Here is a 25227-nt window from a genome sequence, read left to right on the forward strand (position 1 = left end):
ATCTGACCTGCCTTAGCCCCCAACGCCGACGGCCGCCGTCGTGCCCTCCCGAGAGTGCACGACGGCGGTCAGTCCGGAGGAAGCTCGTTCCCCCGCACGAGGCTCCGCGACGCAGCCTCCTCCGGGCCACCAGCCCACCCGTGCCCCGGGGCCCACGCCATAGCCTCCGACACGGGGCCCAGGGACAGCGTGGGATCTACCATCCGACCCACCAACGCTTCCGCGCTCGCGGGGTCGGGGTCGACACCGACGGTGCGGGCCAAGCGTGTGAATTCATGCCGGCCCACGGGTGATTTCCACGTCGCAGGGATCTGGAACGTTGTGGTCTCAGCCGGGAGCTGGCTGGCGGCGCGTCGGGCGTCAAGGGCTTTCTGGAGTTCGCGGGCGTTGAACCGCTGGGTCTTGGCGATGACGACCAGATCTACGAGGTCCTTCACCCGCGTGGAGGGGCGGCCGCCAAAGGTGGTCATGACGCCCGAGACTTTGTCGGCGACGTGATCGGCCAGGGGGTAGAGCCGGTAGGGGGAGGTCTTGAGTTCCTTGGCCAGCTCCATGCGCGTGGCCGGCTCCCTGACTTCAGGGGTTCCGACGGGCGCGGGAGTGAGAGCGACATCGACGGAGACCTCGCCCAGGTTCTTGCCGGTCTGGGCATCGCGGGCGACGAACACGGCTTTGCGCAGCCGGACGCCGGGCTGATTGCTGCCACGGCCGGTGTCGACCGTGCGGACCAGTTCGAAGCTCAGATGGTCGCCGAATTCGATGCGGACACGCTGTTCCAGGTCACGGATCGCTTCGTCCAGATCCTGGTCGGTTCCCAGATCAAGGTCTTTCGTGGCCCGGGTGTCGGGGACTCGCGCGAGCATGGCGCTTCCGCCCTTGAGCATCCAGCCCTCGCCGCCGTCGGCAAAGACGCGGGAAAGGAATCGGTCGAAGCGAGCGAGGGTCAGCTGCTCGTGCACGCTCTTGGTGGTCGCCCCGCTCTTGAGGTCCTGCTGAGCCTTGGCCTTCAGTGCCGTGACCAGCGCCGTCCAGGACGCGTAGCCCTCACTCATGCGGCCGCGCCCAGCGGATGCAGTCCAGCGTGTTCGTACAGCCACTCCGCGACAGCTGCACCATCGCCGGCCTCGAAACCTCGGCCGGCCGCCAGTGGTGCCAGAGCATCAGAGAGCCGGCGGGGGTGTACGAGGCGTCCGGCTTGAATCGCGTCCCTGACGACATCGATGACCAGGCTCGACTCGACCCAGGTGGCCATGAGGTCTGCGATCATCCGCTCAACCGTCAGCACGGGCACCGACCCGGCCCAGGTCACGTCCACAGGCTGGAGCTGTCCGTGCCGGATACGCACGTCCGGCTGCCGTGTCGTCTTGCGGGATGCGGAGATCAGTTCGTGGTCCCCGGGGTAGAAATCGCCCAGGCCATGCAGGATCGCCGCGTCGACCCCGGCGACGACCAGGCCCTGCGCGCCGTGCTCCGACGCCGGGGCGTCGAAACCCTTCAGCGACAGCCACGTCGCCGCGATGTCCTCATGCTCGAGCTCGGGCGCCCCGACCATCCGGTACACGCCCCGGCGTCCTGCAGGAATCAGCACCCCCGCATCCGCCATCCGGGACACCTGAAACGGAGACACCCCGGCGGCGCTGGCCTGGGCGGCCGTGACCAGCCCTCCGCGGTCCTCCGCCAGGCGCCCGAGAAGCGCGACAGCCTCATATGTCATGCATCAATTATAGCGCTGAGCGCTATAAACGAACAGAAGCAAATCTGTCGCCTTCACCCCCAACGCCGACGGCCGCCGTCGTGCCCCTCCGTGGAGAGTGCACGACGGCGGCCGTCGCGGTCAGCGCCTCAGCGCCGGAAGACCGGTGCCGGTCAGCCCGGCAGCGGTGCGCCGGTGAGCTTGATCTGGCGGTTCTGGTCTTTGTAGAGCAGGTAGCGGAACTGGCCCGGGCCGCCCGCGTAGCAGGCCTGCGGGCAGAAGGCGCGCAGCCACATGTAGTCGCCGGCCTCCACCTCGACCCAGTCGTTGTTGAGCAGGTACATGGCCTTGCCCTCCAGGACGTACAGACCGTGCTCCATGACGTGCGTCTCGGGGAACGGGATGACGCCGCCGGGCTGGAAGGTGACGATGTTGACCTGCATGTCGTGCGCCAGGTCGTCCGAGGGCACGAAGCGCTGGGTCTTCCAGGCGCCATCGGTGTCCGGCATCGCGACGCCTTCCACATCCTTCTCGTTGGTGACGAAGGAGGTGGCCTCGTAGCCTTCCAGGCGGTCGTAGGCCTTGCGGATCCAGTGGAACGTGGCGATGTCCTCGGAGGTGTTCTCCACGCCCCATTCGTCACCGGCGGCCAGGTAGGCGTAGCCGCCCTCCTCGAGGACGTGCTTCTCGCCCTTGAGGTTGAGGTTCAGCGTGCCCTTGACCACGAAGATCACGCCTTCGACGCCGGATTCGAACTCCGCCTTCGGAGCGCCGCCGCCCGGGCTCACCTCGACGATGAGCTGGGAGAAGGTGGTGGCGAAACCGGAGATCGGGCGGGCGATGATCCACGAACGGGTCTTCGTGAAGCCCGGGATCAGGCTCGTCACGATGTCCGTCAGAACGCCCTTGGGGATGACGGTGTACGCCTCCGTGACGATCGCGCGCTCGGTGGTGAGATGGGTCTGCGGCGGCAGGCCACCCGTGGGGTAATAGAGATTTCCCATGAAGGACTCCTTCGTGAATCAGTGAGAAGTGGTGGCGAGCCGCGGGTGCGCGAGCACCGTCAGCTCCGGGAGTGCGACGCCGGTCAGGGCGAGGACCTCGTCCTCACCGACCGCGCCGCACTGAACGCCGCGCAGGACGAAGTTGGCCAGCGCCCGGGCGGTGGCGGGTTCGTCCATGACGCCCGCGTCCGTCTGGGAGAAGTAGTTCTTCAGGCGCGTGGTGGCCGCGGCCAGGCCCTCGCGGTAGAAGGCGTAGCTCGCCGCGAAACGGCTCGGCAGCTGATGCGCGTGCAGATCCCAGCCCTGGTAGTAGCCGCGCTCCAGGGAGCGGCGGACCAGGCGGCCGTGCAGCTTCCAGGCGTTCTCCACGTTCTCACCCACGGGGATGATGTTCGTGGAGCCGTCGGACAGACGGATGCCGGTCCCGGCCACGGCCAGCTGCATGATCTCCTTGGCCACGTCGGCCACCGGGTGCTCCATGGACTGGTACTCCGCGGCGATCTGGAGGCTGGCCGAGTAGTCGTAGGTGCCGTAGTGCAGGCTGCTGATGCGGCCCGGCACCACGTGCGGCAGCTGCGCCACCGGGTGGGTGCCTTCGTGGCCCAGGATGAGCTGCGGCGTCTCCACCTGCACCTCGAAGCGCAGACGGCCGGCGGGCAGACCGTGGATCTCCTCCAGGCGGGAGACCACGTGGTCCATGGCCGTGACCTGGTCCACGGTGGTCACCTTCGGCAGGGTCAGGACCAGGCCGTCGGGAAGACCGCCCTGCTCCACCAGTGTGGAGACGAACAGGTCCAGGGTGCGCAGGCCGCGGGCCCGGGTGGGGGCCTCGAAGCACTTGAAGCGGATGCCGATGAACGGGGGAGCCGTGCCGGCCTCCACCGCCTGGTGGACGGCCTTGGCCGCGGTCACCACGTCGGCGTCCTCGGCCTCGTCGCCACGGTTGCCGTAGCCGTCCTCGAAGTCCAGGCGGAGGTCCTCGATGGGCTCGTTCGCCAGCTTGGCCGCGACGCGCGGCGCGACGGCGGCGTTCAGCTCCTCGGACTGCCCCAGCAGGGCGCCCAGGGCTTCGAGGCCGCCGTGCTGCGCGACGACGTCGTTCGCGGCCTGGCCCCACTCCGCCGCGAAGTCCGGCGTGAAGCGGTCCGCGGACACGTACACCGTGTGGATGGGCTGGCGGCTGCCGTCATCGCCCGGATAGTTGCGGTCCAGGAGCGTGTCCGTGGCCGCGAGCCGGGTCTCGACGCCGGCCAGATCGGCTGCGGAGAGCGAGGTGCCCGCCATCAGTCGACCAGCTCGTACGCAGGGGTGGTGAGGAAGTCCACGAAGCCCTCGCCCAGGCACAGCTCGGCGATCAGCTCGCTGGCCGGGGAGTAGTACTTCTCGAAGGCCTCTTCGCCCACTTCGCCGCGCAGCTTGTCGGTCTCCTCGGTGAGGATCTGCCGGACCAGCTCGCGGGTGACCGTGTTGCCGGTGTCGGCGAGCACGGAGCCGGCGTTGATCTGCTGCCACACCTGGGAGCGGGAGATCTCGGCGGTGGCCGCGTCCTCCATGAGGTTGTGGATGGCCACGGCGCCGTTGCCGGAGATCCACACCGCGGTGTAGGCGACGGCGACGTAGAGGTTCAGACGCAGGCCGGCCTCGGTGACCTCACCCTTGGCTGAGGCGACGTCGAGGAGCTGTGCTGCGGTGACCTCCACCTCGGGGCGCTGCTTGTCCAGCTGGTTCGGCTTGTCGCCGAGGAAGGAGTCGAACACCTCGACGCAGATCGGGACCAGGTCCGGGTGGGCCACCCAGGAGCCGTCGAAGCCGTCGGTGGCCTCGCGGGTCTTGTCGTTGCGGACCTTGGCGAAGGCGGCCTCGGTGACCTCCGGCTCGCGGCGGTTCGGGATGACGGCGGCCATGCCGCCCATGGCGAAGGCGCCGCGCTTGTGACAGGTCTTCACGAGCAGCTCGGTGTAGGCGCGCAGGAACGGCGCGGTCATCTGGACCGAGGCGCGGTCCGGGAAGAGGAAGTCCGCACCGGCGTCGCGGAAGTACTTCACGATGCTGAACATGTAGTCCCAGCGGCCGGCGTTCAGGCCGGAGGCGTGGTCGCGCAGTTCGTAGAGGATCTCCTCCATCTCGAACGCCGCCGGGATGGTCTCGATCAGCATGGTGGCGCGGACGGTGCCGTAGGGGATGCCGACGTACTCCTGGGCGAAGGTGAAGACGTCGTTCCAGAGGCGGGCCTCCAGGTGGCTCTCCATCTTGGGCAGGTAGTAGTACGGGCCGTGACCGTTCTCGATCAGCTGCTTGGCCACGTGGAAGAAGTGCAGACCGAAGTCCACCAGCGCGCCCACACCGACCTGGCCGTCCACCAGGACGTGCTTCTCGTCCATGTGCCAGCCACGCGGACGGGTCACGACGACGGCGAGCGGCGCGTCCGTGCGGAGGCGGTACTCCTTGCCCTCCGGGGAGGTGAAGGAGAGGGTGCCGCGGGCGCCGTCGCGCAGGTTGAGGATCGCGTCGATGACGTTGTGCCACGTCGGGGTGCTGGCGTCCTCGAGGTCGGCGAGCCAGACCTTGGCTCCGGAGTTCAGGGCGTTGATGGCCATCTTGGCCGGCGAGGCCGGACCGGTCATCTCGACGCGGCGGTCCTGCAGGGCGGCGGGCGCCTCCGCGACCTTCCAGTCCCCCGAGCGGACCTCGGCGGTCTCCGGGAGGAAGTCCAGGGTCCCGGTCTTGGCGACCTGTTCGCGCTTGGTGACGCGGGCGTCGAGCAGTTCATTGCGGCGTGCCGCGAACTTCTGGTGCAGGGCCTCCACGAAAGCGAGGGCTTCCGGGGTGAGGATCTCCTCGGCGCGCTCCACCGGCTGGGGGTTGGTGACGGTGATGGTCATGTGCTGTCCTAACTTCTCCAAGGTGCCGTCCGGCCCGAGGGGCCGGACGGCGTGTGCTGGATTGCCCAGCCGGTCAGAGGGCTGCCGCTGCCTCAGCAGCGGCCGAATTGGCGTGGGCGGCTGCGGCCACGGCCGCGGCGACGTCCTTGGTCACCTGAAGATCGAAGATACTCGGGATGATGTAGCTCGCGTTGAGTTCATCATCCGCCACGCGGTTGGCGATGGCTTCGGCCGCGGCCACGAGCATGTCCGGGGTGATGTCGCTGGCTCCGGCATCCAGAAGACCGCGGAACAGGCCCGGGAAGGCCAGCACGTTGTTGATCTGGTTCGGGAAGTCGCTGCGGCCGGTGGCGACGACGGCGGCGTGCTTGGACGCGACCACCGGATCGACCTCGGGGGTGGGGTTGGCCATGGCGAAGACGATCGCGTCGTCGGCCATGGAGGCCACGTGCTCCTCGGCCAGGATGTTCGGAGCGGAGACGCCGATGAAGACGTCGGCGCCCACCAGGGCCTCGTGAAGGCTGCCGGAGAAGCCTTCCTCGTTGGTGTTGGTGGCGATCCAGGTGCGGTGGTGGTCGTCGTAGCTCTCACCCTTGTGGATGGCGCCGGAGCGGCCGGCGGCGATGATGTGCTGGGCGCCCTGGGCCTTGAGGAGCTGGATGATGGCGGAGCCGGCGGCGCCGACGCCCGAGACCACGATCTTGACGTCGGCGATCTTCTTGCCCACCACGCGCAGGGCGTTGACGAGGGCGGCGAGGGTGACGATGGCGGTGCCGTGCTGGTCGTCGTGGAAGACGGGGATGTCGAGTTCCTCGCGCAGGCGGGCCTCGATCTCGAAGCAGCGGGGAGCCGCGATGTCCTCGAGGTTCACGCCGCCGAAGACGGGTGCCAGGAGCTTGACGGTGCGGATGATCTCCTCGGTGTCCTGGGTGTCCAGGCAGACCGGCCAGGCATCCACGTTGGCGAACTGCTTGAAGAGCGCGGCCTTGCCTTCCATGACGGGCAGGGCTGCCGCCGGGCCGATGTTGCCCAGGCCCAGGACGGCGGAACCGTCGGTCACGACCGCCACGGTGTTGCGCTTGACGGTCAGGTTGCGCGCCGCGGAAGGATCCTCGGCGATCGCCATGCAGACGCGGGCGACGCCGGGGGTGTAGGCGCGGGACAGGTCGTCACGGTTGCGCAGCGGGACCTTAGGGACCACCTCGAGCTTGCCGCCCAGGTGCATGAGGAAGGTGCGGTCCGAGACGTGGAGGACCTTGACGCCGTCGAGGGCGTTCAGCGCGGCTTCGACGCGCTTGGCGTGCTCGTCATCCGTGGTGTTGCAGGTGACGTCCACGACGATGGTGTTGTGGTGGGATTCCGCCACGTCCAGTGCGGTGACGGCTGCGCCGGCGTTGCCGACGGCGGCGGCCAGCTCGCTGGTCGCGGTGAAGCTCGAGGGGGCCTCGACGCGCAGGGTGATGGAATTTCCGGGGCTGGGATTCGCCATTGAATTCTCCTCCAGTGTTGGGCCCGCGGAGCCTCAGCCTCCCGCGAGATGTTTTCGTATTATGGATATTATTCTCTACAAAGTGGAAAGACAAGAGCAATTGCTCTTGCTTCCGGACCGTTTCTAACTGTTGGATGGTAGGCAGGCGGTCCACGGATCTTTCCGCGATGCGGATAAGATTTACCGGAAGGTACCGCACCCATACGCAATGAAGCGGGAAGGAGTTGAGATGGCGGAGAAGACCTCAGGCGGAGTTCAGTCCGTGGAACGCGTCTTTGAACTGCTGGAACTCATCACGGATGCGGGTGGGGACGTGACGCTCAGTGAGCTGTCCTCCTCCACGGATCTGCCACTGCCCACCATCCACCGGCTCCTGCGGACCCTCGTGTCCCTCGGCTACATCCGGCAGCTGCCCAACCGGCGGTACGCCCTCGGCCCGCGGCTCATCCGCCTCGGCGAGGCGGCCTCGATGCAGCTCGGCGCCGTCGCGCGCCCGCAGCTCAAGTTCCTGGTGGACCGGCTCGGCGAGACCGCGAACATGGCGGTGCTGGACACGGACATGATCATCTACGTGGCGCAGGTCCCCTCGCCGCACGCCATGCGCATGTTCACCGAGGTGGGCCGCCGGGCGCACATGCACGCGACCGGCGTGGGCAAGGCCATCCTGGCCCAGCTCGACGACGAGACCGTGCGTGGCATCGTGCAGCGAGCCGGGATGCCCACGCCGACCGTCAAGAGCCTGGGGTCGGTCGAGGCCCTGCTGGACGACCTGGCGCTGATCCGCGAACGCGGGTACTCCATCGACGAGGAGGAGCAGGAGCTGGGGGTGCGGTGCTTCGCCATGGCCGTGCCGGACGCCCCGACCCCGTGCGCCATCTCCGTGTCCGGCCCGATCACCCGCGTGGACCAGGCGTTCTCCGAGCGCGCCGTCCCGATGCTGACGGAAGCCGCCAAGGCCCTGTCCCTGGAGTTCAACCGGGTCTGACCTGCCCGCCCCCTTCACGCGAACCGCCATTAGGTGCCCGTATCCACGCCGGATACGGGCACCTAATGGCGGTTCGCGTGGGGGTTGTGGATAACCTCTGCACGATGCAGCCGGGCACCGACACAATGAGGCATGCCTCGTCGCCCCACGCCGCTCCCGTCGCCGCTCGCTGACGGTTCGTTCTCGGTCCACCAAGCCGATGCCTTGGGCGTCTCCCGAAAGAGGACGCGTGCCGGTGACCTGGTGCGGGTGTCCCGGGGAATCCGCATCCCCGCTCACCCGGCGTCCGGGCCGATCTCCGCGCTCCGGGCCTACTGCGAGATCGATTCTCGGGCGACGTTGGTGGACTTCAGTGCCGCCCGGGTGTGGGACATGCCGCTGCCGTGGCGAACGCTCGGCGACTGGCGCATCCGGATCGCTCATCCGCGCGGTGTCAACCGGCCGAGGCGCGCCAATGTCCTCGGCCGGGAGCTGACTTTTGCCGCCGGCGAGGTCGTGGTGCTGGACGGGCTCCGGCTCACCTCTCCTGCGCGGACTTTCCTGGATCTCGCGGAGTTTCTCGAAGTCGAGGAGCTGGTGCCGATCGCGGACCGGCTCATCTGGGCGCACCCGGAGGATCATCCTTATCCCCGCGAACCGTGGGTGACTCTTCCCGAGCTTCGTGCCGTGGTGCGCTGTCACCCGGGGAAGCGCGGAGTCAGGAAAGCGCGCCTCGCGCTGGATCTCGCGAGGGTCGGGGCTGACTCGCCGCAGGAAAGCCGGCTTCGGCTGGCGATCGTCGACGCCGGACTCCCGGAACCGGAGCTGAATGCGCCGATCCGCGACGGCTCGGGGCGCCCGGTGGTGTGGCCCGACCTGAGTTACTCCGTCTGGCGTCTGTCCATTCAGTACGACGGCGCCGTCCACGATGCCGACGATCAGTACGCCAGGGACATCGAGAGGCACCGCAGGACGCTTGCCGCCGAGTGGACTGAGGTGCGTCTCAAGAAGGGAGACCTCGACGGCGAGCGGCCCCGCGCCGTCGTCGTGATCCGTGAGGCGCTGTGGGCCGCCGGTTGGCGCCGCTGACACACACGAACCGCCACTAGATGCCCGAATCCAAGCCGGATAAGGGCATCTAATGGCGGTTCGCGTGAGGGGGAGAGGCGGGTGCTAGTGGGCGTCTCCCGGTTCGACCTTGACTTCCTGGCCGTCGCAGTCGATCAGCTTGCCGTTTTCGAAACGGTCGCCTTCACGCAGGCCGCGGAGGTCCTGCGGGGTGAGGACACGATCGGTTCCCGCCACGAACACCGAGGAGTTCTTGGAGTTGCCGGTCTTGACGTAGTTGAACAGCAGGTTCAGCAGGATCGCCATGATGGCGGCGGAGCTGATGCCGGAGTGGAAGATGGTCACGAACCAGTCCGGGAACGCGTGGTAGATGTCCGGCTTGACCACCGGCAGCATACCGAAGCCCAGCGAGGAGGCCACGATGATCAGGTTCATGTTGCCCTTGTAGTCCACGGTGGACAGGGTGCGGATGCCGGAGGCGGCCACCGTGCCGAAGAGGACGATGCCTGCGCCGCCCAGGACCGGCATGGGCACGGCTCCCACCACGCGGCCCATGACCGGGAGCAGACCGAGGACGATCAGGATGACACCGCCGGCGCTGACCACGAAGCGGCTCTTGATGCCCGTGATGGCCACCAGACCCACGTTCTGGGCGAACGCGCTCTGGGTGAAAGAACCGAACACCGGGGAGACGGCGCTGGAGATCATGTCGGCCCGCAGGCCGTCCGCCACACGCTTGCGATCCACCTTGGTGCCGACGATCTCACCGACGGCGATGATGTCCGCGCTGGTCTCCGTCAGGGTCACCAGGATCACGATGAACATGGAGATGATGGCGGCCACGTTGAACGTCGGCATGCCGAACGCGAACGGGGTGGGGAAGGCGAAGATGGGGCCGTTGCCCACGGTGGAGAAGTTGGCCTGGCCGGTGAAGACGGCGATGATCGTGCCGATCACCATGGCGAGCAGGATGGACAGGCGGGAGATGGTGGCACTGCCGACCTTGGACAGGACCAGGACGATCACGAAGGTGAGGCCCGCGAGCCCGACATTGGCCATGCTGCCGTAGTTGTCAGCCTTGGCGTTGCCGCCCATGACCCAGTTGCCGGCCACCGGCATCAGCGTGAGGCCGATGGTGGTGATCACGGTGCCGGTCACCACCGGCGGGAAGAAGCGCAGGATCTGTGAGAAGAGCGGCGCGATGATCAGGCCGATGATCGAGGCGACGATCACCGATCCGAACACGGCCGGCAGGCCGCCGCCCTGGGAGACGATGGCGCCCATGGTGGCCACGCCGGCGAAGGACACGCCCTGCACGAGCGGGAGCTGCGAGCCGAAGAACTTGATGCCGAGGGTCTGGAGCATAGTCGCCGCGCCGCCCATGAAGAGACAGCTGGCGATCAGGACGCCGATCTCGTCCGGCTTGAGGCCGGCGGCCTGGCCGATGACGAGCGGCGGCGCGATGATCCCGCCGTACATGGTGAGGACGTGCTGGAATCCGTACGCGAAGGTGCTGCCGAGGGACAGGCGCTCATCCTCCGGCCGGGTGGTGGGCTTGACTGTTGTTGCGCTCATTTCAGACTTCCTGTCTGCCTAATGATTGATGGGGTGCCGCGGCGTTGCGGCGATCGGCCGGCATCGGTGGGGGCACCGGGGGCCTGGGAGGGAGGTGTGGCGCGTTCCGGCGCCATTGCCGGAAGCGGTCACAAGATGAAGGGAACGACGACGCCGGGCCGCCGGGTGGGTGTGCTCCTGGAGGGGGGTGTCACCCGGGCTGCGCTCGCGTCCGCCTCGGTGCAGAGCAGGCACGAGGGGCGCTGGTGGCGCGCAGCCCGGGCGAGTCAGGGGGTCAGCAGAAGCCGACGATGCCGTCCCAGGCGTTGCCCGGGTCGGAGATGGTCTCGCGCTCGAAGTTGGCCTCGATCAGGCCGTACGGGCGATCCGCGGCGAAGAAGACCTCGCCCGGGTTGTCGAGACCGAACGGGGACAGGTCCACCACGAAGTGGTGCTTGTTCGGGGTGGAGAATCGCAGCTCGTCGATCTCCGGGTGGGCCGCGAAGACCTTCTGAGCCATCTGGAACAGGGTCTGCTGCAGCGCGTAGGAGTACTCCTCGGAGAAGCCTTCCAGGAGGAGGGCCTTCACGGATTCGTAGGTCGCGTTGTAGTCGATGCCACCCTCGGCGACGGCGTCGTTGCGGTAGCGCCAGCGGGCGGAGACGTCGGTGGCCAGGATGCGGTCCGTGGTCTCCTGCAGGGTGGTGTACTTGTCCTTCGGGTAGCCCACGAAGCCGGACTGGGTGGACTTGAGGACCGTGAGGTCGTTCAGGCCGGAGATGACGTAGACGTCGTCGCCGTCCTTGGTGACCACGGCGTTGCGGACTTCCTGGCCCTTGCGGACGAAGGAGTGGTTGTGCTCCTGGCCGCCGGAGAGGATGCGCTCCCAGGCGAACTGCTCGGCTTCCCAACGGCCACCCGTGACCCACTCGAACTCGCCGGTGAAGTGGTTGGCCAGGCGGATGAGGAATTCCTCGGGGGAGCCGATGCCGTCACGGGCGAAGGCGAAGACGGTGTTCTTCTGCGTGTCGGTGGCGACCACGTGGGAGTTGTCGCCTTCGATGTGGGCGGCGGTGAAGTCGCCGCGGAGCTGCGAGGTGACGTTGAGGTCCTCGATCTCGTGGCGGTCGGTGTCGCGGGTGATCTTGACGACGCGGTTCTCCGCCTTGCCGTACTGGTTCTTGCCGAGGACGATGTTGTTGCTCATGGTCTTGTCCCAACTTTCCTGATGGATGCTCAGTCCATCGTTGTCGTGTCGTGCGCCGTGCGGCGCCTGTTGGCGGATCCCGGCACAAAAAAATGAGCCGACATCCGTGGATGCCAGCTCATTACGACCCTGCCTGCTGCTCTCAGGTATCCGTGATCTGCGTCACGAATTGAGAATCATCCTAGACCCGGGATTCCGGTGTTGTAAATCACATTTTCTGACTGGTTCAAAATTGGCGATTGTGACAACGGCCCTTTGTGACGTCCCTGGAGGGGCCTTGACGCCCCTCCTCACCCTTCGTAGACTTTTCACAGAACAAAAAAGTTCTTCCGCATTACGGAAGTGAGCGGAACATCAGCTACGGATCGTCCGCACGCCGCGGACCCTGGGCGAAAGGTAAGGAGTAGATCATGCAGGATCGCAGCAGCACCACCCGGATTCACGAACTCGCGGCGCAGGCCCGCACTCAGGAGTTCTACCTGCCGCTCGGCGGCACCGATCCCGACTTCTGCCTCCCGGCCTACCGCCGGGCCCGCGAAGCGGAGGCCGTCAAGGGCCGCGGCGCCAACCGCTGGGTCAAGGGACTGTCCTTCCTCCGCAGGCCCGCCTCCGGTTCCTGACGCGCACCGTCCTCCCGCGCGACGGCGGCCTGACCGCCGTCGCGCGCTGGACCCAGGTCCCGAACCCAGAGAACCCCCGGTCGATGACGCCCGGGGGTTCTTCTGTGGGTGCAGTCCGATCTGCCTGGTCAGGCGGAGATGATCCGGCGGGCCGCTGCGCTGTGCCGGCGGATGAGGTCCTCCAGGTCCAGGCCCGGGATCTTCCCGTCCACCACGCGCCACTGCCCGCCGACCATGACGCGGTCGGCCCGGTCCGCCCCGCAGAGCAGGAGTGCCGCGAGCGGATCGTGGCTGCCGGAGAAGCGCAGCCCGTCCAGCCGGAAGAAGGCGAGGTCGGCCTGCTTGCCCACCTCGAGCGAGCCGAGGTCCGCCTGGCGGCCGAGCACGCGCGCCGATCCCAGGGTGGCCCAGCCCAGTGCGCGCTCCACGGGGATGTCGGCGCCGTAACGCAGTCGCTGCAGATACAGCGCCTGCCGGGCCTCCTGGATCATGTTGGACGCGTCATTGCTGGCCGAGCCGTCCACGCCGAGCCCCACCGGCGCCCCCGCGTCCTCCAGCTCCACCACCCGGGCGATGCCGGAGGCGAGGCGCATGTTCGACGTCGGGCAGTGGGCTATCCCGGTGCCCGCGGCGCCCAGCCTGGCCACCTCGGCGTCGTCGAAGTGGATGCCGTGGCCGAGCCAGCTCTGCGGGCCGAGCCAGCCGACGCTCTCCAGATAGTCCACGGTGCGCAGGCCGAACATCTCGCGGCAGAAGTCCTCCTCGTCCAGGGTTTCGGCGAGGTGGGTGTGCAGGCGGACACCGCGGCGTGCGGCCAGGCCGGCGCTTTCCGTCATGATCTCGCGGGTGACCGAGAAGGGCGAGCACGGGGCCAGGGCGATGTGGACATCGGCGTCGGAGGCGGTGGAGTGATAGGTGGAGATGAGCCGCTCGGCGTCGGCCAGGATGGTGTCGCCGTCCTGGACCACGCTCTGCGGAGGAAGCCCGCCGTCCTTCTCGCCCAGGGTCATGGAGCCGCGGGTGAGGGTGGCGCGCATGCCCAGGCGGCGGACCGCGCCCACTTCGATGTCGATGGCGTCGTCCAGCCCGGCGGGGAAGACGTAGTGGTGGTCGGCCGCCGTCGTGCAGCCCGAGAGAAGCAGCTCCGCGAGTGCCGCGGTGACCGCCAGCTCCAGGCTCTCCGGGGTGAGCCGCGCCCAGACCGGGTAGAGGTTCTTCAGCCAGGGGAACAGTTTGGCGTTCGCCGCCGGACCCCAGGCGCGCGTGAGCGTCTGGTAGAAGTGGTGGTGCGTGTTGATCAGGCCCGGGGTGACCACATGGCCCGAGGCGTCGAATGTCTCGTCGACGGGGGCGGCGGGGCTCTGGCCTGAGGCGAGGAGCTCGGCGATCACGCCGTTCTCGATGACGATGCCGCCGCCGGCGTCGTGCTCCGTGGCAGTGAAGGCGGCGAGGGGGTTCTTGATCCAGATCCGGCTCATGGCTGGCGTCCTTTCCGTGGGGAATGTGTGCCAGCTCAGTTATGCCCTGTCTGCTGATCCAGGTGTCACCAGGGTAGGGGCGGGCCGCTTTCCGGTCAATGATGACCGGTGTGACCGCGGGACCGGCGTCGGTCCGCGGAGCGTCCGCCCAGCTCAGAGGCTTTGTTCCATCTGATGGAAATCAAATTTCAAAAAACTGTGGCGCAGCTCACAAGTCCTCTGCTAGATTCGTTCCTGCCAAAGGCGGGCACCCCGGATCACGGGACGCTATCTACCAGGCGTTACTAAAAATCCTTCACAGCACAACGTTGGATCCTGGTCGACGAAGCCCCGCAGCAGCAGTGGCTTCTTCGCGGCCGGATCCAGCCTTCGCAAGGGAGTCTCTGAGATGAGCACCACCGCCACCAAGGAATTGGCCGCCGCAGTCCAGCTGGCCACAGACAACGTCCTCAAGCACGGAGGCCCGTTCGGCGCCCTGATCGTCACCGCTGACGGCCAGCGCTTCGAAGGCGTCAACCGTGTCACCGCCAACAACGACCCCACCGCCCACGCCGAGGTCACCGCAATCCGCACCGCCTGCGCTGCGCTCGGCACGTTCGACCTGAGCGGGGCCACCCTCTACACGAGCTGCGAGCCGTGCCCCATGTGCCTCGCCTCCGCGCTCTGGGCCCGGGTGTCCCGCGTGGTCTTCGCCGCGGACCGGCATGACGCGGCCTCCGCGGGCTTCGACGACGCCGTGTTCTACGACTACTTCGACAAGCCGGAGACCCGGAGCATCATGCCCGTGGTCCGGGAGGAGCTGGAGGCCGGGGGCCCTCAGCCCATGGACCCCTTCACCACCTGGAACACCCTCGACTCCCGGATCGATTACTGAGGGAGGCGTCCCCATGTCCATCACCTCAACCCAGTCCGGCACTCCGGCCGGGAATCCCGGGAACACCGCGTCGCGCGGGAAGAACGCAGGCAGAGCCGGCGGCTCCGCCACCGGCAACGGCACTCCGGCCGGCACCAGCGCCCTGGACCGTTTCTTCGAGATCACCCGCCGCGGCTCCACGGTCGCCCGAGAAATCCGCGGCGGCGTGGTCACCTTCTTCACCATGGCTTACATCGTGGTGCTCAACCCGCTCATCCTGGGCGGATTCTCGGCGGACCGTGCCCCACGGGACGTCCTCGGAGGCTGGCTCCCCGCCCTCCAGGTCGGCGCCGTCACCGGCCTGACCGCCGGCGTCATGACCATCATCTTCGGCCTGGTGGCCCGCCTGCCGTTCGGCCTGGCGGCCGGCCTCGGCATCAACTCGTTCCTGGCCGTCTCGGTCATCCACGAGGTCACCTGGCCCGAGGCCATGGGGCTGGTGGTCATCAACGGCATCCTGATCGTCCTCTTCGGCATCACCGGGGCACGGACCGCCATCTTCAAGGCCGTGCCCAAGGAACTCAAGGCCGCCATCACCGTGGGAATCGGCCTGTTCATCGCCTTCATCGGCTTCGTGGATTCGGGCTTCGTGACACGCACCCTCGGCGGCCCGCCGGTCCAGCTCGGCACCGACGGATCCATCGCCACCATCCCCACCCTGGTGTTCATCATCGGGCTGCTCCTCATGAGCGTCCTGGTGGCGCGCAAGGTGCAGGGCGGTCTGCTGATCGGGATCGTCGTGGCGACCATCCTCGCCGTCGTGGCCGAGCAGGTCTTCCACATCGGAGCCGCCGGCCCCGACAATCCGGGCGGCTGGCATCTGAACACCCCGGTCATCTCGGGGCAGCTGGTCTCCGTGCCGGATCTGTCCCTGGTGGGCCAGGTGGACTTCTTCGGATCCTTCGGCCGGATCGGAGGGCTGGCGGCCACCATGCTGGTCTTCACCCTGGTGTTCACCAACTTCTTCGATGCCATGGGCGCCATGACGGGCCTGGCGAAGAGCGCGGGCCTGTCCCACAAGGACGGCACCTTCCCCCGGTTGAAGAGCGCCTTCATCATCGAAGGCTTCGGAGCGGTGGCGGGCGGCCTGAACAGCGGATCGTCCAACACGGTCTACATCGACTCCGCCGCCGGCATCGGTGAGGGGGCCCGGACCGGGCTCGCCTCGATCGTCACGGGCCTGCTGTTCATCGGCTCGATGTTCCTGACGCCCCTGACGTCCGTGGTCCCGCTCGAAGTGGCCGCCGGTGCGCTGGTGGTGGTGGGCGCCCTCATGATGTCCCAGATCCGCGAGATCCGGATGGACAAGTTCTCCGTGGCCCTGCCCGCGTTCCTGACCATCGTGACCATGCCGCTGACCTACTCGATCGCGAACGGCATCGGCGCGGGCTTCATCTCCTGGACCGTGGTCGCCACGGCCTCCGGGCGGGCGAAGAAGGTCCACTGGCTCATGTGGGTGGTCACCGCCGGATTCCTGGTGTACTTCGCCCGCGGTCCGATCAACACGCTGATGGGCGTCTGACGGGAAACGGCCCCCAGGGGGCATCCTGACAGGAACATCCGGCGCTCCGGCGCCGGAGGCCCGTTTCTGAGAAACAACCTTGAGGAAAGGAGGAGCGCGGTGCTGGAACTCGGACGGCATTTCGACGACTGGGCCCCCGCCCGCGACGGCGAGGAGCTGGTGGTGGCGACCATCGTCACCACCAGCGGTTCCACACCGCGCCCCGCGGGAACCTCCATGCTCGTCGCCGCGGGAGGCGGTGTTCTCGGCAGCCTCTCCGGCGGCTGCGTCGAGGGCGCCGTGGTGGCCGCCGCACAGGAGGTCCTGGCCGGTGGCGGCGCACGCCGTGAGCGTTTCGGTTACAGCGCCGAGGACGCCTTCGCGGCGGGACTGAGCTGCGGCGGGGAGCTGGAAATCCACCTGAGCCGGCTCAGCGGGCCCGAGCGCAAGGCGCTGGCCTCGGCGCCGGCGGCACTCCTCCGCCGCCTCGACGACGACGGCGCGGCGGCCGTGACGCTGTCCGCGCCGTCGTCGGTGGGAGACATCGCCCGGGAGACCTGGGTGGGCCTGCTCGGTCTGGAGCCCCAGCCGGCTCCGGTCCAGGACGACGTTCTGCGCCGGGCCATGACCCAGGTGGAGCCGCTCCTCCGGCAGGGGCGTTCCGGCCTTGTCCGGGTGGCCCCGCCGCAGGGCTGCGGGGACGGCGCGGCCGGGACCCGGCCCATGGAATTATTCGTGGAGAGCCGCCTGCCCGCCCCACGGGCCGTGGTGGTGGGGGCCAACGACTTCTCGGAGGCCCTCCTCCCCGTGCTGAAACTCCTGGGCTTCCACGTCACCCTGTGCGACGCCCGCCCCAGCTTCGCGGCCCAGGGACGCTTCGCCTCGGCCGATGCCGTGGAACGCAGCTGGCCGCACCGCTATCTGGACCATCAGGCCGGCGCGGGTCGGCTGGATGAACGCAGCGTGCTGTTCGTCCTCTCCCACGACCCCAAATTCGACATCCCGCTCCTGCTCAGCGCCCTCCGCCTGGACCTGGCCTATGTGGGCGCCCTGGGATCGCGGCGCAGTGACCGGCAGCGGCGTGCGTCGCTCCTGGAGCAGGGGCTGGAACCCGGGCTCCTGGACCGGCTGCACTCGCCGATCGGGCTGGACCTCGGCGCCGTCACCCCCGCGGAGGTGGCGGTGGCCATCGCCGCCGAACTGGTGGGCGTCCTGCACGGCGCCCCTGGTTCCACCGCCCCGCTCTCCCGAGGGAGCGGCCCCATCCACCACTGACAAGCCTGGCAGGCCGCGCTCCCGCGGCTCGCACCACTGAAAGACCCTGCCCACGGCGGCCGGACGGCGCGACGACGCACCGCCCCGGAGGCCGGGGCATCGCAGCAAGGAGGACGACATGGACATGAACACCATCGAGCAGGTGGTGGCCACGGCAGACCCCGCGCAGTGGCGCGAGGGTGATGCGTGGCTGGCCGGGGGGACGGTCCTGTATTCCTATGGGAGCAGCACCCTGACCAGACTGCTCAGCCTGCACCAGGCCGGCTGGGAACCGGTGACCATGCACGACGAGGGTCTCGAACTCGCGGCCACGTGCACGGTGGCCCGCGTGTACGCGCTGCCGGGCGAACTGGCGCGGCGCGTCGATTGGCCGGGCCTGGCACTGTTCCGTCCCGCCTGCGACTCCTTCGTGGCGTCCTTCAAGATCTGGAACATGTCCACCCTGGGCGGGAACATCTGCACCTCCCTGCCCGCCGGGCCCATGATCTCCCTGACCGCCGGCCTGGACGGCGTGGCCCTGATCCTCTCGCCCGACGGGACCTCGCGCCGGGTGCCGGTGACCCGGTTCGTGACCGGGGAGATGCAGAACGTCCTGGCACCCGGGGAACTGCTGCGCAGTGTCTTCCTCCCGGCGAAGGCCCTGCGGGCCCGGGTGGCGTTCCGGAGGCTTTCGCTCAGCAAGCTGGGCCGCTCCGGGGTGCTTCTGATCGGGCGGCTGGATGAGGACGGGACGTTCGTCCTGACCATCACGGCGTCCACGAAGAGGCCCGTGCAGCTGCGGTACTCGGACGAACGGGGGATCCCCGCGTTCCCGGACGCCGCCACGCTCACCCGTGACCTCGAAGCGGCAATCCCGGAGAGCCGCTGGCATGACGACATCCACGGACTCCCCGAATGGCGACGGGACATGACCCACCGGCTGGCCCGCGAGATCCTGGCCGAGCTGGGCGGTGAGCCGCTCGGCGGCGACACGACGGCGCGCGGAGGGGACGGCGTCGTCGTCTCCGGTGACTTCTGGCCGCCCGTCGCCCCTGCCGAAGCGTCCGCCGAACTCGCCGCGATCGGGGTCGACGCGGCCTCCACGGACACCACCGGCGACGCGATCGTCATCAACGGCGCCCCGGCCGCGGCCGAGCCACGCGCCGGGCAGTGCTTCCGCACCTTCCTGCGCGAGCAGGGCAACACGGGCGTGAAGAAGGGCTGCGACGGCGGCGACTGCGGCGCCTGCACGGTGCACGTCGACGGCAATCCCGTGCACTCGTGCATCTACCCGGCCGCGCTCGCCGGCGGGCACGAGGTGACCACCATCGAAGGGCTCGCGGCCGGCTGCTCACACGCCGAGCACGACGACCACGACGGCGCGCCCTCCTCTGAGCCGGTCCCGCTCCACCCCATGCAGCGGCAGTTCCTGGAGACTCAGGGCTTCCAGTGCGGCTTCTGCACGGCCGGCATGATCATGACCAGCGCCACCTTCACCGAGGAACAGAAGCAGAACCTGCCCCGCAACCTCAAGGGCAATCTCTGCCGCTGCACCGGGTACCGGGCCATCGAGGACGCCATCCGTGGCGACGCCGAGGGCGAGAACCGCGGCCACAGCGGGGGCATGGGGGACAACGTTCCCGCCCCCGCGGGTCCCGGCGTCGTCACCGGCCAGGTGAAGTACACCCTGGACACGGATCCCGCGGACTTCCCGGGACTGCTCCACATGAAACTCCTGCGCTCGCCGCACGCCCACGCCCGGATCCTCTCGATCGACACGTCGGCCGCCCTGGCCGTGCCCGGCGTCGTGCGGGTCTTCACCTCGGACGACGTCCCGGACCTCCACTACTCCACGGCTCAGCACGAGCTCGTCGAGGATGACCCGGACGACATGCGGATGCTGGACACCGTGGTGCGGTTCGTCGGCCAGAGGGTGGCCGCCGTCGTGGCCGACTCGGTGCAGGCCGCCGAAGCAGGCGTCCGCGCGATCCACGTGGAGTACGAGGTGCTGCCCGCCGTGTTCACCCCCGAGGAGGCCATCCTCCCCGGGGCGCCCACGGTGCACGGCGAGAAGGACGGCGCCGTGGCCCGGATCTCCCGGCCACAGGACAACGTGCTGGCCGAACTGCATTCCGAGCTGGGGGACGTGGACGCCGCGTTCGCCACCGCTGATGTGGTCCACGAGAAGGAATACCGCACTCATCGGGTCCAGCACGTGGCCCTGGAGACCCACTGCTCCATCGCCTGGGTGGAGGACGGCGTGCTCACCGTGCGCTCGTCCACGCAGGTGCCGTTCCTGGCGCAGCGCACCCTGGCCCGGATCTTCGACCGCCCCCGGGAGAGCGTCCGGGTGTTCACGGGCCGTGTGGGCGGAGGCTTCGGCGGGAAGCAGGAGGTCATCACCGAAGACCTCGCGGCACTGGCCACCTTGGAACTCGGGGTGCCCGTGCAGCTCGAATTCACCCGGTCCGAACAGTTCACCGCCACCACCACGCGCCACCCGTTCCACATCCGGCTCAAGGCCGCGGCCCGCAAGGACGGCACGCTGACGGCGCTCCAGCTGAACGTGCTCACCAATACCGGGGCATACGGCAACCACGGCCCGGGCGTCATGTTCCACGGCTGCGGTGAGTCGGTGGCCGTCTACAACTGCGCCAACAAGAAGCTGGACGCCCAGGCCGTCTACACGCACACCCTGCCCTCCGGGGCGTTCCGCGGCTACGGCCTCAGCCAGATGATCTTCGCGGTGGAGTCCGCCATGGACGAGCTGGCCCACGGCATCGGCATGGACCCCTGGGAGTTCCGGCGGAGGAACATGGTCCGCAAGGGCGACCCCATGCTGTCCTCCCACAGCGAGCCGGAGGAGGATGTCCTTTACGGCAGCTACGGCCTGGATCAGTGCGTCCGGCTGGCCGAGGATGCGCTCCGCCGGGGCGCCGAACGGGACGCGTCCTTCGGTGAGAAGCTCGGCGAGGAATGGCTGGTGGGGGAGGGCAGCGCGCTCTCCATGATCGACACGGTCCCGCCCCGCGGGCACTTCTCGCACAGCCGGGTCTCGCTCGGCGCCGACGGGCGGTACCTGGTGGAGTTCGGCACGGCCGAGTTCGGCAACGGCACCACCACGGTCCACACCCAGCTCGCGGCCGAAGCGCTCGGCACCAGCACCGACTCCGTCGACTACCGGCAGTCGGACACGGCCAACACCCGCCACGACACCGGGGCCTTCGGGTCCACAGGGACCGTGGTGGCGGGCAAGGCGACGCTTGCGGCGGCCACCGAGCTCGCGGAACGGCTCCGCACGCTGGGCTCGGATCTGCTGGGAGTCCCGGTGGAGGACTGCATGCTGGGGCCCGACGGCGTCACGCACCCCAGCGGGACGGTGAGCCTCGAGCGCCTGCATGCCGCCGCCGTCGAGCGTGGGCTGTCCCTGGTGGCCGACGGCGAATGGGGCGGCACGCCGCGGTCGGTCGCCTTCAATGTGCACGGCTTCCGCGTGGCGGTCAGCCGCGTGACCGGCGAGATCCGCATCCTCCAGAGTGTCCAGGCCGCCGACGCCGGCAAGGTGGTCAATCCGCGCCAGTGCCGGGGGCAGGTGGAGGGCGGGATCGCGCAGGCGCTGGGCGCAGCGCTGTACGAGGCGGTGCGGATCGACGACACCGGCCGGGTCTACACGGACATCCTGCGGCAGTACCACATCCCCACCTTCGCGGACACGCCGCGCAGCGAGGTCTACTTCGCCGCCACCGAGGATTCCACGGGGCCGTTGGGCGCCAAATCCATGAGCGAGAGCCCGTTCAACCCGGTGGCGCCGGCCCTGGCCAACGCGATCCGGAATGCGACGGGAGTGCGGTTCGCCGAATTGCCGCTCTCCCAGGACGCGGTGTACCTGGGGCTCAAGGAGGCCGGCCTGACGTCGGCCTGAGCCCGCTCATGCTGCCTGCCGTGGGCCCGGGACCTGAGGTCCCGGGCCCACGGTGTGTCACAAACCCGGCGGACGGCCGCCTCCGCCGTTCAGTCCTCCAGCAGCGGCAGATCCGCCGGGGTGTCGACGTCGCGGCCGTCGCCCGAGGCGCCGCACCCCACCAGATCCACCAGCTCCGGGTGCGCCCGGAGGAAGTCCCGTGCCCCGGCGTCGCCGTGCGCGGAGTCCGCGACTGCGGTCAGGAGCGTGGCGTCGAACAGCACGGGGTGCCCACGCATCAGAGTTCCTGAGGCATCGGGATAGGCGGCGGCGGTGACTCGTCCCGGCCGGTGGACGGCGAGCACCGCGGCGACCGCTTCCGCGGTGAGTCCGGGCTGGTCCACCAGGGCCACGAGCGCGTGGTGGCCGGGTGGCACGGCCGCAAGTCCGGCCTTCAGTGAGCCACCCATTCCGCTGTCCCAGGCGTCGTTGACCACCACGGTGCAGCCCTTCAGCGCGGCCTCCGCGCGGACTCGGTCCGCGTCCGCGCCGAGCACGACCACGACGCCGTCGCAGCCGCCGTCGTGCAGCACCGCCGCGAGGTGGTCCACCAGGGGAGTGCCGCGACGGCGCAGGAGGGCCTTCGGTCCGAGACCCAGACGGGTCCCGGCGCCCGCGGCGAGGAGGACGGCCGTGGCCGGTGCGCTCAGCGTCATGCTGTCACCCTAAGTCTTTCCCGCGAGACGCCGAAAGGTGCCCGTATCCGTGAGGGATACGGGCACCTTCTGGCGACTCGGCGCAGTGATGAACCGGGTGGATCAGGCGTCGCCGCCCGCACCGCCCGTGGTTCCGGCGGTGACGTCGAGCAGACGGTACTTCTCGATCGCCTGAGCCGGAGCCTGCGCGTCGACCTTGCCCTGGCGGGCGAGCATCTGCAGGGTCTTCACCACCACCGAGTGGGTGTCGTTCTTGAAGAAGCGACGGGCGGCCTGGCGGGTGTCGGAGAAGCCGAAGCCGTCCGCGCCGAGCACACCGTAGTCGTTCGGGATGAACTGGCGGATCTGGTCCGGCACGGCCTTCATGTAATCCGAGACGGCCACGACCGGACCCTCGGCCCCTGCGAGCTGACGCGTCACGAACGGCACGCGCGGTTCCTCGCCCGGGTTCAGGAAGCCCTGCTCCTCGGCGGCGAGGCCGTCACGGCGCAGTTCGTTCCAGCTGGTCACGCTCCAGACGTCGGCGGCGACCCCCCAGTCCTCGGCGAGGATCTGCTGGGCGTCCAGGGCCCACGGGACCGAGACGCCGGACGCGAGGATCTGGGCGCGCGGCTTGCCGTCGGCGTCCGGGGCGGAGGAGACCTTGTGGATGCCCTTGAGGACACCTTCCACGTCCAGGTTCTCCGGCTCGGCCGGCTGGGTGATGGGCTCGTTGTACACCGTGAGGTAGTACATGAGGTTGCGGTCCTCGGAGCCCGGGCCGTACATGCGCTCCAGACCGTCACGGAAGATGTGGGCGATCTCGTAGCCGTAGGCCGGGTCATAGGTGACGACGGCGGGATTCGTGCTCGCAAGCAGCGGCGAGTGACCGTCGGCGTGCTGGAGCCCTTCGCCGGTCAGGGTGGTGCGGCCCGCGGTGGCGCCGATGATGAAGCCACGGGTCATCTGGTCCGCGGCGGCCCAGAAGGAGTCACCGGTGCGCTGGAAACCGAACATCGAGTAGAACACGTAGATCGGCACCAGGGGCTGGCCGTGGGTGGCGTAAGCGGTGCCCGCGGCGGTGAACGCGGCGACGGCGCCGGCCTCGTTGATGCCGGGGTGGATCAGCTGGCCGAGCGGGGACTCCTTGTACGCCAGGACGAGCTCACGGTCCACCGACAGGTAGTTCTGCCCCTTGGGGTTGTAGATCTTGGCCGTGGGGAAGAACGCGTCCATGCCGAAGGTGCGGGACTCGTCCGGAACCACGGGGACCAGGCGGCTGCCGAAGTTCTTGTCCCTGAGCAGGTCCTTGAGCATGCGGACGAACGCCATGGTGGTGGCGGCCTTCTGCTTGCCGGAGCCCTTCTTGGCGATCTCGTAGGACTTGTCTTCCGGCAGCTGCACCGGGACGTGATCCGGGCGGCGTTCCGGCACGGAGCCGCCCAGAGCCCCGCGGCGCTCCATCATGTACTTGATCTCCGGAGCGTCCGTGCCCGGGTGGTAGTACGGCGGGCGGTAGAGGTCCTGCTCCAGGACCTCGTCGCTGATCGGGATGCGGAGCAGATCGCGGAAGGCCTTGAGGTCCTCCATGGTCAGCTTCTTCATCTGGTGGGTGGCGTTACGGGCCTCGAAGTGCGCCCCCAGGCCGTAACCCTTGACGGTCTTCGCCAGGATCACGGTGGGCTTGCCCTTGAACTCGGTGGCCGCCTTGTAGGCCGCATAGACCTTGCGGTAATCGTGGCCGCCGCGCTTGAGGTTCCAGATCTGATCGTCCGTCAGATCGGATGCCAATTCCTTCGTCTGGGCGCTGCGTCCGAAGAAGTGCTCACGGATGAAGGCGCCGTTCTCGGCCTTGAAGGTCTGGTAATCGCCGTCCACCGTGTCGTTCATGATGTTGACCAGGGAGCCGTCGGTGTCCTTCGCGAGGAGGTCGTCCCACTCGCGGCCCCAGACGACCTTGATGACGTTCCAGCCGGCGCCGCGGAAGAATGCTTCGAGTTCCTGCATGATCTTGCCGTTGCCGCGGACAGGGCCGTCCAGGCGCTGGAGGTTGCAGTTGATCACGAAATTGAGGTTGTCGAGTCCCTCATTGGCGGCGAGCTGCAGGAGGCCGCGGCTCTCCGGCTCGTCCATCTCGCCGTCACCCAGGAACGCCCAGACCTGCTGGTCGCTCGTGTCCTTGAGCCCGCGGTCCTGGAGGTAGCGGTTCGCCTGCGCCTGGTAGATGGCGTTCATGGGGCCGATGCCCATGGAGACCGTGGGGAACTCCCAGAAGTGGGGCATCAGGCGGGGGTGCGGGTAGGAGGAGAGCGCATGCCCTTCCTTGGACTTCTCCTGGCGGAACCCGTCCAGGTCCTCTTCCGTGAGGCGGCCTTCCATGAAGGCTCGGGCATACATGCCCGGCGAGGCATGCCCCTGGAAGAAGACCTGGTCGCCGCCGCCCGGGTGGTCCTTGCCGCGGAAGAAGTGGTTGAAACCGACCTCGTAGAGAGTCGCCGCGCCGGCGTAGGTGGAGATGTGGCCGCCGACGCCGATGTCGGCACGCTGGGCGCGGTGCACCATGATCGCGGCGTTCCACCGCATCGCCCGGCGGTACGCGCGCTCGTACTCCTCATTGCCCGGGTATTCCGGTTCCTGGTCCGCGGGGATGGTGTTCACGTAGTCGGTGGTGGTGACCATCGGGACGCCCACGGACTTGGCCCCGGCCCGCTGCAGCAGGGAGCGCATGACGAACTGAGCGCGCTCCGTGCCCTGTTCGTGCACCAGGGCGTCGAAGGATTCAACCCATTCGCTGGTCTCCTCGGGATCCGAGTCCGGCAGGTTGTTCGTGAGCGTACTCAGGATGGAGGGCGTGATTTCTTCAGCAGCCACAGGTGACCTCTCTTCATCGAATGGTTGGGCTGGCGTCGCGATGGCAACGTCTTTCCGACATGCGAAAAAATAATTTTGTCTATCGAGATTATCCGCCGTCACGCCCGGCGTCAACGAAAACGCCTACCGGCCG

18 protein-coding genes and 1 pseudogene are annotated in these 25227 nt (G+C 68.5%); 8 read left to right on the forward strand and 11 right to left on the reverse strand.

What is annotated here, in order from left to right; translation table 11 throughout:
• Window positions 1-68: 68 nt before the first annotated feature.
• The 6 genes from AB4Y75_RS00115 to AB4Y75_RS00140 form a co-directional block, all read right to left on the reverse strand.
• Window positions 69-1052, reverse strand: coding sequence for a nucleotidyl transferase AbiEii/AbiGii toxin family protein (locus tag AB4Y75_RS00115; protein ID WP_441433893.1), 984 nt, complete (start codon window positions 1050-1052; stop codon window positions 69-71).
• Window positions 1049-1714, reverse strand: a complete 666-nt coding sequence (locus AB4Y75_RS00120; RefSeq protein WP_441433894.1) for a type IV toxin-antitoxin system AbiEi family antitoxin domain-containing protein — start codon at window positions 1712-1714, stop codon at window positions 1049-1051. Before AB4Y75_RS00120 ends, AB4Y75_RS00115 begins: the two co-directional genes overlap by 4 nt.
• 152 nt (window positions 1715-1866) lie before the next feature.
• Window positions 1867-2697, reverse strand: a complete 831-nt coding sequence (locus AB4Y75_RS00125; RefSeq protein ID WP_441433895.1) for a bifunctional allantoicase/(S)-ureidoglycine aminohydrolase — start codon at window positions 2695-2697, stop codon at window positions 1867-1869.
• Window positions 2698-2715: 18 nt separating this feature from the next.
• The gene (locus tag AB4Y75_RS00130) at window positions 2716-3981 is read right to left on the reverse strand and encodes a DUF6986 family protein (protein WP_441433896.1); all 1266 of its coding nucleotides are present in this window, start codon (window positions 3979-3981) and stop codon (window positions 2716-2718) included.
• Window positions 3981-5579: a malate synthase A gene (gene aceB / locus AB4Y75_RS00135; protein WP_441433897.1), complete on the reverse strand. Its 1599-nt coding sequence runs from the start codon at window positions 5577-5579 to the stop codon at window positions 3981-3983. The genes AB4Y75_RS00130 and aceB overlap by 1 nt, the downstream gene beginning before the upstream one ends.
• Before the next feature lie 73 nt (window positions 5580-5652).
• Window positions 5653-7068, reverse strand: coding sequence for an NAD-dependent malic enzyme (locus AB4Y75_RS00140; RefSeq protein WP_441433898.1), 1416 nt, complete (start codon window positions 7066-7068; stop codon window positions 5653-5655).
• Between the two features lie 229 nt (window positions 7069-7297).
• Between AB4Y75_RS00140 and AB4Y75_RS00145 the strand changes: the two genes are divergently transcribed.
• Both AB4Y75_RS00145 and AB4Y75_RS00150 read left to right on the forward strand, forming a co-directional pair.
• Window positions 7298-8053 (forward strand): IclR family transcriptional regulator, encoded by a 756-nt coding sequence (locus AB4Y75_RS00145; RefSeq protein WP_441433899.1) that lies wholly within the window; start codon window positions 7298-7300, stop codon window positions 8051-8053.
• Window positions 8054-8185: 132 nt separating this feature from the next.
• Window positions 8186-9121: a hypothetical protein gene (locus AB4Y75_RS00150; RefSeq protein ID WP_441433900.1), complete on the forward strand. Its 936-nt coding sequence runs from the start codon at window positions 8186-8188 to the stop codon at window positions 9119-9121.
• An 84-nt stretch (window positions 9122-9205) separates the two neighbouring features.
• On the opposite strand, the gene AB4Y75_RS00155 is transcribed toward AB4Y75_RS00150, so the two are convergent.
• Window positions 9206-10675 (reverse strand): nucleobase:cation symporter-2 family protein, encoded by a 1470-nt coding sequence (locus tag AB4Y75_RS00155; protein WP_441433901.1) that lies wholly within the window; start codon window positions 10673-10675, stop codon window positions 9206-9208.
• Window positions 10676-10949: 274 nt separating this feature from the next.
• Complete coding sequence (gene pucL / locus AB4Y75_RS00160) at window positions 10950-11861, reverse strand: factor-independent urate hydroxylase (RefSeq protein WP_441433902.1); 912 nt, start codon at window positions 11859-11861, stop codon at window positions 10950-10952.
• A 410-nt stretch (window positions 11862-12271) separates the two neighbouring features.
• Between pucL and AB4Y75_RS00165 the strand changes: the two genes are divergently transcribed.
• A complete protein-coding gene (locus AB4Y75_RS00165; protein WP_441433903.1) occupies window positions 12272-12481 on the forward strand; it encodes a hypothetical protein in 210 nt (69 codons plus the stop codon).
• 128 nt (window positions 12482-12609) lie between these two features.
• Here AB4Y75_RS00165 and AB4Y75_RS00170 read toward each other — a convergent pair whose 3' ends face one another.
• Window positions 12610-13959, reverse strand: coding sequence for an 8-oxoguanine deaminase (locus AB4Y75_RS00170; protein WP_441433904.1), 1350 nt, complete (start codon window positions 13957-13959; stop codon window positions 12610-12612).
• Window positions 13960-14347: 388 nt separating this feature from the next.
• Between AB4Y75_RS00170 and AB4Y75_RS00175 the strand changes: the two genes are divergently transcribed.
• The 5 genes and pseudogenes from AB4Y75_RS00175 to AB4Y75_RS00195 all read left to right on the forward strand — a co-directional run bounded on the left by AB4Y75_RS00175 (window position 14348) and on the right by AB4Y75_RS00195 (window position 21549).
• A complete protein-coding gene (locus AB4Y75_RS00175; RefSeq protein ID WP_441433905.1) occupies window positions 14348-14833 on the forward strand; it encodes a nucleoside deaminase in 486 nt (161 codons plus the stop codon).
• Window positions 14834-14846: 13 nt separating this feature from the next.
• The gene (locus tag AB4Y75_RS00180) at window positions 14847-16394 is read left to right on the forward strand and encodes an NCS2 family permease (RefSeq protein ID WP_441433906.1); all 1548 of its coding nucleotides are present in this window, start codon (window positions 14847-14849) and stop codon (window positions 16392-16394) included.
• A 99-nt stretch (window positions 16395-16493) separates the two neighbouring features.
• On the forward strand, window positions 16494-17648 hold the full coding sequence (locus AB4Y75_RS00185; RefSeq protein ID WP_441433907.1) for an XdhC family protein: 1155 nt from the start codon (window positions 16494-16496) through the stop codon (window positions 17646-17648).
• 118 nt (window positions 17649-17766) lie between these two features.
• Window positions 17767-18678: pseudogene (locus tag AB4Y75_RS00190) on the forward strand (FAD binding domain-containing protein); the annotation flags it as partial.
• A gap of 30 nt (window positions 18679-18708) precedes the next feature.
• Window positions 18709-21549: a molybdopterin-dependent oxidoreductase gene (locus AB4Y75_RS00195; RefSeq protein ID WP_441435228.1), complete on the forward strand. Its 2841-nt coding sequence runs from the start codon at window positions 18709-18711 to the stop codon at window positions 21547-21549.
• A gap of 89 nt (window positions 21550-21638) precedes the next feature.
• On the opposite strand, the gene nboR is transcribed toward AB4Y75_RS00195, so the two are convergent.
• A complete protein-coding gene (gene nboR / locus AB4Y75_RS00200) occupies window positions 21639-22244 on the reverse strand; it encodes a nicotine blue oxidoreductase (RefSeq protein ID WP_441433908.1) in 606 nt (201 codons plus the stop codon).
• Between the two features lie 102 nt (window positions 22245-22346).
• A complete protein-coding gene (gene aceE / locus AB4Y75_RS00205; protein WP_441433909.1) occupies window positions 22347-25094 on the reverse strand; it encodes a pyruvate dehydrogenase (acetyl-transferring), homodimeric type in 2748 nt (915 codons plus the stop codon).
• Window positions 25095-25227: the final 133 nt, after the last annotated feature.

Source organism: Arthrobacter sp. RAF14, from assembly GCF_052114185.1.
GTDB lineage: Bacteria > Actinomycetota > Actinomycetes > Actinomycetales > Micrococcaceae > Arthrobacter_E.